The sequence below is a fragment of the Pseudoalteromonas luteoviolacea genome (assembly GCF_018100925.1).
Lineage (GTDB): Bacteria > Pseudomonadota > Gammaproteobacteria > Enterobacterales > Alteromonadaceae > Pseudoalteromonas > Pseudoalteromonas obscura.
The window spans coordinates 1-14,655 of record NZ_JAGJEH010000008.1; the positions used below are offsets into that span (position 1 = coordinate 1).

The 14,655-nt window shown below is 45.1% G+C and carries 6 protein-coding genes; 4 read left to right on the forward strand and 2 right to left on the reverse strand.

Annotated features, from left to right (window positions below; genetic code table 11):
- The 4 genes from J8M00_RS17420 to rlmB all read left to right on the forward strand — a co-directional run.
- Positions 1-5,926, forward strand: a 5,926-nt coding sequence (locus J8M00_RS17420; protein WP_211011818.1) for an SdrD B-like domain-containing protein, incomplete at its 5' end; no start/stop codon positions are given.
- Entirely contained in the window at positions 5,919-9,995 is a 4,077-nt protein-coding gene (locus J8M00_RS17425; RefSeq protein ID WP_211011819.1) for an OmpA family protein, read from the forward strand. The genes J8M00_RS17420 and J8M00_RS17425, both read left to right, overlap by 8 nt.
- 156 nt (positions 9,996-10,151) lie before the next feature.
- A complete protein-coding gene (gene rnr / locus J8M00_RS17430) occupies positions 10,152-12,647 on the forward strand; it encodes a ribonuclease R (protein ID WP_211011820.1) in 2,496 nt (831 codons plus the stop codon).
- A 2-nt stretch (positions 12,648-12,649) separates the two neighbouring features.
- Positions 12,650-13,387, forward strand: a complete 738-nt coding sequence (gene rlmB / locus J8M00_RS17435) for a 23S rRNA (guanosine(2251)-2'-O)-methyltransferase RlmB (protein ID WP_211011821.1) — start codon at positions 12,650-12,652, stop codon at positions 13,385-13,387.
- Between the two features lie 16 nt (positions 13,388-13,403).
- On the opposite strand, the gene yjjG is transcribed toward rlmB, so the two are convergent.
- Positions 13,404-14,078: a pyrimidine 5'-nucleotidase gene (yjjG, locus tag J8M00_RS17440; RefSeq protein ID WP_211011822.1), complete on the reverse strand. Its 675-nt coding sequence runs from the start codon at positions 14,076-14,078 to the stop codon at positions 13,404-13,406.
- Positions 14,078-14,605, reverse strand: a complete 528-nt coding sequence (gene yjjX, locus J8M00_RS17445; protein ID WP_211011823.1) for an inosine/xanthosine triphosphatase — start codon at positions 14,603-14,605, stop codon at positions 14,078-14,080. Before yjjX ends, yjjG begins: the two co-directional genes overlap by 1 nt.
- Positions 14,606-14,655 lie beyond the last annotated feature (50 nt).

The following is a 14,655-nucleotide window of genomic DNA, read 5'->3' on the forward strand; positions in this document are numbered from 1 at the left end:
CGGCCTTCGCGCTTCTAACTCAGCAGGCTACACCATCACGCAAGGCGCTACAGAGTATGTTGAAGGCCAAGATTATCTTGGTTCATCGGCTGATCAATTTGGTTCAAACAGTGAGATCAAACTGGTTCTTGGTGAGCAAGCAGCACCTGAGCTTATCTTCACTGAACAACTAAGTACAGGCTACAAGTCAGTCTCAGGTCGCGTATTTGTTGATATCAACCAAGATGGTACTAGCAACGGTAATGATTTTGTCCTTGCGGGGATTGAGATCCAATTAACAGGTCAGGATCTTTACGGTGAAGCGGTGAATCTGCGCACCACAACCGATGCAAATGGCGCCTTTAACTTTGCAGGCCTTCGCGCTTCAAATGATGCAGGTTACACAGTTACTCAAGGTGAAACTGACTATGTTGAAGGCCAAGATTATCTTGGTTCATCGGCTGATCAATTTGGTTCAAATAGTGAGATCAAACTGGTTCTTGGTGAGCAAGCAGCACCTGAGCTTATCTTCACTGAGCAACTAAGCGCTGGCGACAAATCAATATCAGGTCGCGTATTTGTTGATATCAACCAAGATGGTACCAATAACGGGAATGATTTTGTCCTTGCGGGGATTGAGATCCAGCTAACAGGTCAGGATCTTTACGGTGAAGCGGTGAATCTGCATACCTCAACCGATGCAAATGGCGTGTTTAACTTTGCGAGTCTTCGCGCATCAAATTCGGCTGGCTACACAGTTACTCAAGGTGAAACTGACTATGTTGAAGGCCAAGATTATCTTGGTTCATCGGCTGATCAATTTGGTTCAAATAGTGAGATCAAACTGATACTGGGTGAGCAAGCTGCACCTGAACTTACTTTCACTGAGCAACTAAGCACTGGCGACAAGTCAATATCAGGTCGTGTATTTGTCGATATCAACCAAGATGGTGCAAATAATGGTAATGACTTTGTCCTTGCAGGGATTGAGATCCAATTAACAGGTCAGGATCTTTACGGTGAAGCGGTGAACCTGCGCACCACAACTGATGAAAATGGCGTGTTTAACTTTGCAGGCCTTCGCGCATCAAATTCGGCTGGCTACACAGTTACTCAAGGTACTACTGACTATGTTGAAGGCCAAGATTATCTTGGTTCAACGGCTGATCAATTTGGTTCAAACAGTGAGATCAAATTGATACTGGGTGAGCAAGCTGCACCTGAACTTATCTTCACTGAGCAACTAAGCACTGGCGACAAATCAATATCAGGTCGCGTATTTGTTGATATTAACCAAGATGGTACTAGTAACGGGAATGACTTTGTCCTTGCGGGGATTGAGATCCAATTAACAGGGCAGGATCTTTACGGTGAAGCGGTGAATCTGCATACCTCAACCGATGCAAATGGCGCCTTTAACTTTGAGGGGCTTCGCGCATCAAATGATGCAGGTTACACAGTTACTCAAGGTACTACTGAGTATGTTGAAGGCCAAGATTATCTTGGTTCATCGGCTGATCAATTTGGTTCAAACAGTGAGATCAAACTGTTATTAGGTGAGCAAGCTGCGCCTGAACTTATCTTCACTGAGCAACTAAGCACAGGCGACAAATCTGTATCAGGTCGCGTATTTGTCGATATCAACCAAGATGGAACCAACAACGGCAATGACTTTGCCCTTGCGGGGGTTGAGATCCAATTAACAGGTGAGGATCTTTACGGTGAAGCGGTGAACCTGCGTACCACAACCGATGAAAATGGCGCGTTTAACTTTGCTGGGCTTCGCGCTTCTAACTCAGCAGGCTTCACAGTTACCCAAGGTGAAACTGACTATGTTGAAGGCCAAGATTACTTAGGTTTAACAGCAGATCAGTTTGGATCACTAAGTGAAGTATTGGTAGCTCTTGGTCAAGAAGAGCAAACAGGCAAAGAAGTTGTTTTCACTGAGCAACTAAGCACAGGCGACAAGTCAATATCAGGTCGTGTATTTGTTGATATCAACCAAGATGGTACTAGCAACGGGAATGACTTTGTCCTTGCGGGGATTGAGATCCAGTTAACAGGTCAGGATCTTTACGGTGAAGCGGTGAATCTGCGTACCTCAACCGATGAAAATGGCGCGTTTAACTTTACAGGTCTTCGCGCATCAAATTCGGCTGGCTACACAGTTACCCAAGGTGAAACTGACTATGTTGAAGGCCAAGATTATCTTGGTTCAGCGGCAGATCAATTTGGTTCAAACAGTGAGATCAAATTGATACTGGGTGAGCAAGCTGCACCTGAACTTATCTTCACTGAGCAACTTCATACAGACGCCAAAATTTCCGGTAAAGTTTTTATTGATGCAAATAGCAATGGATTAATGGATGTTGATGAACTTGGATTAGCAGATATCACGATTACGCTCGGCGGTGTTTCCGCATATGGAGAGGTGATTGAGATTGAAGCTAAAACCAGTAGTGACGGATCGTTTGTATTTGCCAATTTGGTAACAAGTAATGAGGAAGGCTACACCGTAACACAAATACAGCCAGAACTATTTATTGATGGTCATGAGTCCCGTGATGGAGAGATAGTGTCTATAAATACCAACGACGTTTTCTCGATATCATTAGCTGCAAACCAAGAAGTTGCTAATTTACACTTTGCTGAGTTGTACAAAGGTCGAATTGAGGGCGCAGTATTTGTTGATCGTAATCTTGATGGGCTACTAAACCGTAGTGATGATGCTATCTCAAATGTGGAAATTCAGCTCACAGGTATAAGTCACGCAGGTACTGATGTTAACTTCAAAACTGTAACTGATTCTGATGGCCGTTTTGAATTTACCCAATTGCCGAAAAGCGATGAACAAGGTTATCAACTAGTTCAAATTCAACCAGCTAATTATGTCGATGGTATCGATTATAAAAATGGAGTTCAGATTGCTGATTCAGATCAAACAGATGTGATCAGCGGATTGGTATTGGAGCAAGGTGCAGGACTAGCACAACAGAATTTCACTGAAGGCTTTGGTATTGCCATTAGTGGCCGCGTTTTTATTGATCAGACTGACTCGGGTCTATTCCCTGACAGTACGGAACTTGATGCAACAGACATTGCGATTGTTGGCTCTGAAATACACTTAACTGGTGTTGATTATCAAGGCCACAGTATAGATCTTAGCGCGTTAACCAATGAACAGGGCGTGTATCGCTTTACTGATCTGCCGCCGAGCAATGAACTTGGCTATGTTGTAACTCAAACTCAGCAACCGCAATCATACCTAGATGGTCAAGAGTCTGCGCAGGGGAACGTGGTTACCAATTCAAAAGGGACAGACAGTATCTCAATCGGCCAGGTGCTTGAAGTTAAGCACTATGCAAACTACGACTTTGCGGAGCTGCCAAGGGCGTCTATTGCGGGTGAGGTATGGGTGGATGCAGATGAAAATGGCTTACTTGAAGATGGTGAAACTCTGCGTATTGGTGGCGTGGAAGTTAGTTTAACCGGGGCAACTTTAGACGGTATCGCAGTCGAACGAAGTACTGTTTCGAATGAGCAGGGCTTGTATACCTTTGATTACCTATATCCAGGCACCTATCAAATTATCCAAAAACAGCCGAGTGCTTGGTTGGATGGAAAAGAGCAATTAGGCAATGCCGGTGGTGAGATCGGTGAGGATCAATTCACAGGGATATTAATTGAACTTGGTCAGCACGCTGTGGGATACAACTTTGCTGAACGTGGCAGTGATTTAGCTGGTCGTGTATATGTAGATCTCAATGATGATGGTGTGCAAGACACATATGAGATGGGTTTGCGCGATGTGAAGCTAACTATTTCAGGAGCTGATCTTGATGGCCAACCTGTGAGTCGTGACATTTTTACAGATGCCTATGGACGTTATGAGTTTGAAGATCTGCCGCTAAGTAGTGTTGATGGATTCACAGTAACAGAATACCAGCCTGAAAATACACAAGATGGTCTAGATAGTGTTGGAAACATTGGCGGTGTATTGGGCGATGACCAGATCTCCGCTATCCATATAGAACGTCATGTAACCAAAGCACACTCATACAATTTTGGTGAGCAATTGATGGATCCTGCCAGTATCTCAGGCATGGTTTGGTTGGATAAAAACCATAATCGGGAGGAAGATGATAGCAACGGACAAGGTGGTTGGATCGTAGAACTACTACCAGATCCAATGACAGGAGAAGGAAATCCTTTAGATGCTGAGCCTCTGGCGATTGTGGAATCTGATGGTAACGGTCAATACACCTTTAATGGCTTACCAGTAGGTACTTATGAAGTACGCTTTAGGCATCCACAAGGTGGCGTAATTTACGGCCTTCCTGTTTCCGATGATCCAGATGCCAGTACTGAAAAAGGGACTATTTTAAATCTGCGCGTTAGTGCTGGCGAGCAAGTTGAGAATCAATCATTGCCAGTGGACCCTTCGGGCGTGATTTACGATTCAGAGCTGAGAAAGCCTATTAAGGGTGCAAAAATTAAGATCACAGGCCCGAGTGGTTTTGAGCCTGATCTGCATTTAGTGGGTGGTTCGGCGAATGTAGAGCAAACTACCAGCGATGATGGGTACTATCAATTCTTACTCTTTGCGCAAGCTCCTGCTGGCGTGTATGAGCTGCATGTTACTGAGCCTAATGGCTATCAAAGCGGCGGATCGAAGCGTCTACCTGTGTGTGCGAACACACTCAAAGTCGGCGCTCGAGAATTACCAATTACTATTTTTGTTGAAGAAACTGTGCCAACTTTGGATGCGCCCGAGCATATTGCAACTCAGTGTGCGAATCATTCAGATCAAGCGCTGCAAGACATGCATACTACTCAGTACTATCAGAGCTTCTACATTGAGCCTAAGTTACCGTCGGGCAATGTGGTAAACAACCATATTCCACTCGATGCATTTGGCGAAGATCTGGTGCATGTCAGTAAGCAGGCGCTCAAGCAAGATGTTGTGATTGGGGAGTTGGTGCCATATCGCATTAAAGTGACCAACCAATCAGAAATGGAGCTGTCACCACTGGCATTTATTGATCAGCTTCCCGCCGGCCTTAAATATGTTGCGGGCAGTGCAAAAGTGGATGGTCTAGCTATGGAGCCTGAACAGCGCGGCAGGCAATTGCGCTGGGCTGGTAAATCTCTACAACCAGAGCAGTCGGTGATGATCGAGTTGATCGTAGTGGTGGGGACCGGTGTCAGCGAAGGTAAATATATCAATCAGGCTTGGGTCGAGTTTATTGGAGGCCTTTACCAAACTGGCTCCGGCAACCGAATTTCAAATATTGGTGAAGCGACCGTAAGAGTTGTTCCAGATCCCATTTTTGATTGTAGCGATCTGATGGGTAAAGTATTTGATGATCATAATCGCAATGGAATTCAAGAGTCTGGTGAGCCTGGGTTACCAGCAATTCGTTTAGCTACGGCGCAAGGCCTTTGGATAACGACAGATCAACATGGTCGCTATCATTTAGCGTGTGCGGATATTCCACATGCTGTTCGAGGTGGCAACTTTATCGTGAAACTGGATGAGCGTAGCTTACCTTCGGGATATCGTGTTATCAGTGAAAATCCACGAGTAGTACGCTTAACACGCGGTAAATCACACCAACTTGACTTTGCTGCGAGTATCCATAAAGTAGCGCGCATTGAAATCACAGCTGAGTTATTTGACGGTGAGGCAATCATGCCTGAGTATCTGTCTCGTCTAACGCAGCTAATGGATGCACTAGGTAAAACACCGACAGTTATTCGTATTGCATATCAACAATCTGAATTAGAACAAACCACTGAGGCACAGCGTAAATCTCAATTGCTACTTGATTGGATCCAAATACAAGTCGCAGAGCGCGAGCTTCCTATCACAATTGAAACGGAAATGATCCCATTTTTTATTCCAGCTTTACCTGCCCACCAGCAGCTTGGAGGCAGCGATGACTAATCGATTCTTGCTGAGCAAAATTTCGCTTTTGTGTGCAGCGGCTTATGCCTCTGTACCATCAATGAGCTATGCCTTTATCGACGCTGTTAACGACAGCAAAGTGACGTCTGCGGCAGGTAATACTGAACGGGTGATAGTGCAAAAGCACTTTGTGTTTAGTGGGTTGGATGAACCCAAGGCCAAAACTGTCGAAATAGAGCGAACGGTTAAAGATGACAAGTCAGCTCAATTCGTAAAAGACTCTGCAATTCGCTTTGTTTCTGGTAAGCACTACTTAACAGGCACTACTAAACTTGAAATGGATCGCATCATTGGTTTTTTGCAAGGCAAGCAAGATATTAAATTGCATTTTATAGGCCATGCGGATTCACAAGGTCTCAGTGCCAATGCACGTAAGATTTATAAAACCAACCAGGGTTTATCTGAGCACCGAGCTAATATTGTGGCGGATTATTTCCGTCATCAGCTCAACCTTGAGTCTTCTTCAACAACAATGGAAGGTCGCTCCAATCGCGAGCCGGTGGCTAGTAATGCTACTTTAGCTGGGATGGCGAGAAACCGGCGAGTTGAAGTAATTGCGGTTTATACCGAAACGCGAGTGGTCAAAGCGACGCAAGTGATTGCACCGCCACAGCGCCAAAAACTATGTGGTGATGTTACGGCAAACAAAGGGCCATTAAGTATCACCATAGATGGCCAAGCTTTTATGGATGAAGATGTCGCCAATAATGCAGATGATCAGCGTTGCGCAGATATCAGTTTAGAGCGTTTTGATCTACAGCTTAAATATGAACCGCTCAATATATTACCCAAATTAAATATACAACATGCACTGACAAAATCAGGCAATACACTGATGTTGCATCTAAAAGGCTACAGTAATTATCAGAGCTTCTTTGACTACGCAGAGGTACAGATCCTTGTTCCGCAAAGTGATAAAGTTCTGGCAAAAGTTGCGCTGGATGACACATTGTCAGGCCGCTGGCGGTTACCTAGCAATATGTTGGGTATGAGTCTTAACTACCGTTTAAAAGTGTACAACAAGCAAGGTCGATTTGATGAAACCAGCCTTGCGCAAGCTGATTTTAAACCACGCTATGCCGTCGATAGCGACAAGCTCGAAGGGTATTTAATGTCGGGCTATGGCAAGTCAATGCTGGCCAAACAAAATATCAAGATCGCGGGTGGTGCATTGACCTTATATGGTGAGCAGGTCCCTGACCATCATCGTGTTTACTTTCTAGGAAGGGTGGTTGCGGTTAACCGAGAGCGCAAGTTCGTCCATCAAGAAATCGTGCACAGCGGTATTCACCGAGCAGAAGTTGCAGTGCTAAATGCCGAAGGTGAAGGGCGTTTAATTCATCGTGATCTCGAGTTGCCAAAAAGCGATTGGTTTTATGTGGCATTGGCTGATCTAACAATTGGGCAAAACAGCCATAATGGGCCAGTTGAATTGCTCAGTGCTGATCATAATCAAGATGGCAATGTTTTTGCTGAAGGCCGTTTAAGTGGTTATATCACGGGTAAATGGCAAGATGAGTACAAGGTGACTGCACGGGTAGACACGCAGGAGCAGGGATTGAACAAGTTATTGTCTGGACTCCATGAAAAAGACCCTAAAAGTTTATTCCGTCGCCTTGAAGAAGAGCAGCATCCCACCGAGTACGGTGATGACTCGACTGTAATGGATGATGCACCAAGCAATGGTAAAGTGTATTTAAAAGTCGAGAAATCTCAGTCTCACGTGCTTTGGGGGAATTTTAATACCTCGTTCAACGATACCGAGCTGGCACGTGTTGAGCGTGGTTTATATGGTTTACAGTTGCAATATTTAACGGATGAGCTTACCACTGCGGGTGATAACCAATCTCAGGTTCATTTATATGGCGCAGAGGCTGAAACGCTAGGTGCTTATGAGTCTCATCGCTCAACAGGCGGCTCTCTTTACTACCTTAAAAACCAAGATATTGTTCAAGGCTCTGAGCAAATCGCTGTTGAGGTCCGTGATAAAATTACCGGTTTGGTGTTAGTTAGGCGAGGACTTATTGCTGGCCAAGATTATGATATTGATGCACTACAAGGTCGTGTGTTATTGAATCGACCACTCTCTTCGTTCCAGCAGGATGATTTACTCGTTCGCACCGCTAGTTTGGACAGTAACCCAGTCTATTTGGTAGCGCAATATGAATACACGCCGGGGATCAATGGCTTAGATAACTTGACCTATGGTGCTCGTTTGAGCCATTGGTTAACTGATACAATACAAGTGGGTACCACGCTCAACCATCAAGAACAAGATTTGTTTGATGATCAGCTCATTGCTGTGGATGTTACTTACCGGCCTAGTGATACGGCTTATATCAAAATTGAAGCTGCGCAAACAGAGGGGGTTGGCAATACACTTAACTCGTTAACCGGTGGTATTGATTTTGAGCAGCAACAATCGAGTGAAATGGGTCAATCAGCAACGGGAAAAAGAATTGAAGCAGCATTCGAATTTTCTGATATTGGGTTGGATGAGCAAGGACATGGTCAATTTTATTGGCAACAACTTGAGGCTGGGTTTAACTCTACGGGTCAAATAAGCCAAGTCAATAGCCATGCAATTGGCACATTTTGGCAATGGCAAATCGAAGACGATCATGCCATTCAGCTCAAAGTGGATGATCAAAAAGCAGATAGTCAACAACGTAGGCAGGCTGCTGAGCTAGGTTATGTTTATCAATTGAACGACGATTGGCAAATTAGTAGCGCTGTACGCCAAGACAATAAAGAAAACCTTGCAGAGCAAAATAAGGAGCTTCAAACGCCCCAACTTGATGATGGCGAGCGCATTGATGCAATCGTGCAGCTTAATTACGACGGCAGTGAAATGTGGCAGCCTTATGTTTATCTTCAAGGCACGCTCGTAAGAGAGCAAAGCCGACTAGCAAACAACCGAGTGGGTATCGGTACAGAGGTGCTGCTGACAGACACGCTGGCTGTCAATTCTGAGCTATCGCATGGCAATCTCGGTGAAGCGGGCAAACTCGGGGTTGATTGGCAATACCAAACTGGCAGCAATGCGTATGTTGAATACCGCGTTGACCCTGATGGGGGGGATTTATTTTCAACAGGAAGGCAAAAGAACTGGGTAACCGGTTCCAGACATAGGTTTAACGCTTCAACCAGTGTATATGCAGAGCAAATTTGGCAGCAAGACAATCGACAAACAGGGCTAACTCATGCGTATGGCATCGAGCACGACTTTTTAGTTGGTTGGCAAGCAGGACTTGGTTTTGAGCAAGGTGAGCTTGAAAGCCGTGATGATATAATTGATCGCGATGTCACCACATTGTCTTTGGGCTACCAAACAGATTCCTGGCAGTGGCGTAGTGCGCTCGAATATCGTGAAGACAGTAACAGCACAGAAACCAGAACATCTTGGCTGGCTAGGCAGAACATCCACGCCAAACTCACAGCAGATTGGCGAGCGCAATTGCGAGTCGATTGGGCACAAAGTGATAGCTCTCGTGCTGAGAGTGAACCTGCCGGTGCACTCAATAGTGACTATACAGAAGCACAGTTTGGCGTTGCTTATCGTCCAATATCTGCGAGTCCCTGGTCTGGATTGGCAAGCTTTACTTATTTAGAAGACTTGGCTCCAGCATCACAGTTAAGCGGTATAGGTCTTGATAATACACCTCAACAGCGCAGCCGAGTTTGGGCGTTGGATGTGAATTACCAGCTGACACCGCGCTGGCGCATTGGTACTAAATTGGCGCAGCGGCAAGGTGAGCTGAGAATGGGCCGTGACACCGGGCAGTGGTTTGACTCAGCGGCGACACTTGGCGTGTTACGTGCTGACTATCATTTGATGCATCAATGGGATGCAACCCTTGAGTGGCGCTCTATGAGTGTTGATCGGGCTGAAGATCGCCGCTCAGGCGCCTTATTTGCGCTGCACCGACATGTAGGAGAGCACATGAAAATCGGCGTTGGTTATAACTTTACGGACTTCTCTGATGATTTAACGGATTTAGATTACGACTCAAAAGGGTGGTTTATCAACCTAGTTGGTAAGTTTTAAGTATTTACATTTTCTCCCAGAGTCCCAATAAGCCTAAAGTTAAATTATTGGGGCTCATCTCTTACTATTAAATTATGATGAGACAGTGCTCTTTGGTTAGGCCATTAGTGTGTTTTGCGTTAGAATAAAGCTATAACTCCTTTACACAGTGTTTGCATGCCAAAGCAGGATCCCTATCTCTCTCGAGAACAAGAAAAATACGATAATCCAGTTCCAAGTCGTGAATATATACTGGAAAAAATTAAAGCCAGTAGCAAAAAAACCAGCTTCAGTCAGCTCTGCCAAGCACTCAATGTGTTTGAAGAGGAGCGACAGATTGCGTTTAAAAGGCGACTTCGGGCGATGGAGCGTGATGGTCAACTTCACTTCAATAAATTCAAATGCTACGTGATCCCTTGCGATGACGGTTTAGTCAAAGGCAAGGTGATTGGTCATCGTGATGGATTTGGTTTTTTAGAAGTTGAGGGAGAGAAAAAAGACTGGTTTATCACCAAGCACCAGATGGATCGTGTGTTGCACGGAGACTGGGTGTTAGCTAAGGCTGCAAGCCGTGGTTCGGGTGGTAAAGTCGAAGCGCGTATTGTACGGGTTTTGGAGTCTGAACGGGCACCTATTATAGGGCGATTTTTTGTTGAGCACGGGATGGCGGTCGTTGTACCGGAAGATCCACGCCTTACTCAAGATATTATTATTTTGCCTGGCAGTGAAAAAGGTGCGCGACACAATCAAATGGTGCAGGTTGAAATAACCCAGCGACCTACGAAGCAAATGAATGCGGTTGGCAAGATCACGGATGTGATTGGCGACCATATGGCACCGGGTATGGAAATTGAAGTCGCGCTTCGCAATCACGATATTCCGCATATTTGGCCACAAGCAGTTGAAGAACAAGTGAGCAAACATGGCGAACACGTTGCAGAAAAGGACAAACAAGGCCGCATTGACCTTCGCAATCTACCGCTATTAACCATTGATGGTGAAGATGCTCGAGATTTTGACGATGCCGTTCACTGTGAGCGTAAACGTTCGGGTGGTTGGCGACTTTGGGTTGCCATTGCTGATGTATCTCATTATGTGGAAAAAAATAGTCCCTTAGATAAAGAGGCTATCGAGCGTGGCAACTCGGTATATTTCCCAGAGCAAGTTGTACCTATGTTACCCAAAGTGCTATCCAACGGGTTGTGTTCATTGAACCCAAAAGTAGATAGGCTATGTATGGTTGCAGAGATGACGGTTTCAGAAGCTGGGCGACTGTCTGGTTATCGTTTTTATGAAGCCGTGATGAATTCCCATGCGCGTCTTACATATACAAAGGTACATGCAATTTTACAAGGTGATGAAAAGCTGCGTGAAGAGTATGCAGATGTAACGCCTCACCTGACTGAGCTTCACAACATGTATATGGCGCTTAAGTCGGCGCGTCAAACACGTGGTGCTATTGAATTTGAAACTCTGGAAACCCGTTTTGTATTCAATGCTTATCGTAAAATTGAATCTATCGTACCTGTCGTACGCAACGATGCACATAAACTCATCGAAGAGTGTATGATTTTGGCAAATGTGTCTGCTGCAAGATTACTTGAGAAACACGAAGCAAGTAGCTTATACCGTGTCCATGACGAGCCAGATCCTGAAAAACTGAGTCACTTTAGGCAGTTCTTAAATGACCTTGGTATAGAGAGCCCAATTGGACATGAGCCGACACCGCTTGAACTCACCGAGGCGTTAGCATCACTCGGTCAACGTCCAGAGACTGAATTAATCCAAACCATGTTACTGCGCTCTATGAAGCAAGCGGTATATCAACCAGACAATATTGGTCATTATGGTCTCGCGCTTAAAGCGTATGCTCACTTTACTTCACCGATCAGGCGTTATCCTGATCTGGTTGTACACAGAGCAATCAAAGGGATCTTAGCTGAACAAGGGCAAAAAGTGTCTGGTGCGTATGTATACGACGCGGATGAAGCTGATCAACTGGGCGAGCAGTGTTCGATGACCGAGCGCCGCGCTGATGACGCAACGCGAGAAGTGGCTGACTGGTTGAAATGCGAATTTATGCAAGACCATGTCGGTAGTGAATTCTCAGGTGTGATTTCATCAGTAACCAATTTTGGCTTGTTTGTTCGCCTTGATGAGTTGCAAATTGACGGCATGATCCACGTCAGCAATTTAGGTCATGAATACTTCCACTTTGATGGTGCAAAGCACTGTTTAGTCGGAGAGCACAGTAAAACGGTATACCGTTTAGGCGACAAATTGAGTGTCGTCGTGGCATCGGTGAGCTTAGATGAGCGACGTATTAATTTGGTGCTGGCGGATGAAGCTGAGCCAGACCGTTATGCAAGGCGCCGTAAAAAATCCAGTTCTGGTGCAGAGCCCGTTGCAAAAAGCAGTGTTCGGGCCCAGCTGAAAGCGGGTAAAATTCCAAAAGGAAAATCGGATAAACAAGACGACTCGCCAGATAAAGGCAGCAAGCAGGCTAAAAAACGTAAAAAAACCACGCCGAAAGGGGTGTTGAAGAAGAGTAAAAAAGCGGGCGCATCAGGAAGTAAAAAAGCCGCTAAAAAAAGTACAGGAAAAAAAGCCACTAAGGCGAAAAGACCGGGTAAAAATGCCCGCAAGAGACAAAAAAATAGTGCCGGAGCATAGTTTTGAGTAATGAATTAATTTTTGGCTTTCACTCCATTGAAGCCATTTTAGCCAAAGAACCTGAACGCTTTTTAGAAATTTACGCATTAAAAGGCCGTGATGATAAGCGCTTGAGTGCAGTGGTCAATGAAGCACGTAAGTTTGGTATTTCAGTGCAGTTTATGCAGCGTAAAGCCTTAGACAACAAAGCAAAAGGCGAGCAGCATCAAGGTATTATTGCCAACGTCAAAGCCCCGCGCACATTGAATGAAAACGACTTACAAGGGATCATTGATGCGAATGCAGCGCCCTTTTTCTTGGTGCTAGACGGTGTCACAGATCCTCATAACTTGGGAGCATGTTTGCGCAGTGCCGATGCGGCAGGTGTGCACGCCGTTATCGTGCCAAAAGATAAGTCAGCCAAGCTGAATGGCACCGCGCGTAAAGTGGCTTGTGGCGCAGCGGAAACGGTGCCACTGATTCAAGTAACAAACCTAGCGCGTACATTGCGTGATATTAAAGACGCAGGTGTTTGGGTTGTTGGTACAGCTGGTGAGACAGACAATGAGATTTTCACGTCTGATTTAAAAGGCCCTATTGCGATAGTGATGGGTGCAGAAGGCGACGGTATGCGCCGCTTAACGAGAGAGCACTGCGACTTATTGGTGAAAATCCCAATGGTCGGTACTGTATCTAGCTTGAACGTTTCTGTTGCTACAGGCGTTTGCTTATTTGAAGTACTGCGTCAGCGCAGTTTATAAGTCACTCTTAGAGACTTTACTTAACCAGTAAAGTCTCTAATTCTGCCAAATCGCCCACCCGATAGGTTGGTTTAATATCATCGGGACAAGTTTGACCATCATGTTGTAACCAGCAGCTGTCTATACCAAATCGATTGGCGCCCAGTATGTCACTTTTTGGTGTATCTCCCACCATTAAAACATTTGCCTTGTCAGGATTACCTAACAACTCTAAGGTGTGTTCAAATACTTGCGGATCGGGTTTAGCTACGCCGACTTGCTCAGAAATAACGACATGATCAAAAAAATGCTTAAAACCGGTATTGTTTAAACGCTTTTCTTGCAGTGCGCTAAACCCATTGGTGATGATGTTCAAAGATGTTGTTGGGTTGAGTGCCGATAATAAAGAGTGCGCGCCAGGCAAGGGTTTACATATCTCTGCCATGGCATTTAAAAAACCGAGGTTTAACAGCTCAGGTGAGACAGACAGCTTTGTAGCCCAAGTATTGAAGCGAGTAACTTGAAGCGTTTGCGCATCAATTTTCCCTTCCTGATATTGAACCCACAATGGCGCATTGAGTGTCTGATATTCATTGTAGTCTTGCTGACTAAATGCCACATCATGTTGTTTGAACATGGTTTGCAAGCCGAGAAAAGCGTCAAAGTGAAACAGGGTTTCATCGGCGTCAAAGATAATATGAGAATACTTCATCAACTATATAACTCTGAGTGAATAAAAGGGGCCATTGCTAAGGTGAGTGCCTGTGTATATGAACTCTCTCTAGTGGCTAGATTATTTGTTAGCAAGCCAATAGCCCCGCCTTTTTGTTTGATATTGGTCGTGTTAAAAACTCGGTCCATGACATGGCCAAGTTCTTCACCTTGCTCAAGTGCACTATATATTTTCTCTGGCAGCGGTAGGTTGCAGCTTCTACTAACACTAGAATGCTGTTTATTGGCGATCACCACAAATGCAAACGTAGCCGCACCGTAGTCAAACTTGGCTGCGCCACCTTCCATCGCGCAGTAAAAGTCAGCATCAAAATGTGCTTTGAGGTAATCGACTCTATTTTGAGCACCAAGACGCGTATCTAATTCTCCCAGAGGTTGATCGGGCACGCCACTTGGCGCGTGGCAGCCCTCACAGTGAATTTCCTGCTCAGGAAAGTACTGCTGAAAAATTGTTTTTGCGGCGTTAATTTTTACTGGATTTTTTGAACCAACAAGTATTTTGAGCATAATAAATTCCACATCCCTCAATTTTGAGTCGATAGTTTACTGAGGGAAAG

Bases quoted from the DNA above. Each gene is read 5' to 3' on its own strand.
- J8M00_RS17425 (WP_211011819.1), top strand. From the start codon at position 5,919: ATGACTAATCGATTCTTGCTGAGCAAAATTTCGCTTTTGTGTGCAGCG.
- rnr (WP_211011820.1), top strand. From the start codon at position 10,152: ATGCCAAAGCAGGATCCCTATCTCTCTCGAGAACAAGAAAAATACGAT.
- yjjG (WP_211011822.1), bottom strand. From the start codon at position 14,078: ATGAAGTATTCTCATATTATCTTTGACGCCGATGAAACCCTGTTTCAC.
- yjjX (WP_211011823.1), bottom strand. From the start codon at position 14,605: ATGCTCAAAATACTTGTTGGTTCAAAAAATCCAGTAAAAATTAACGCC.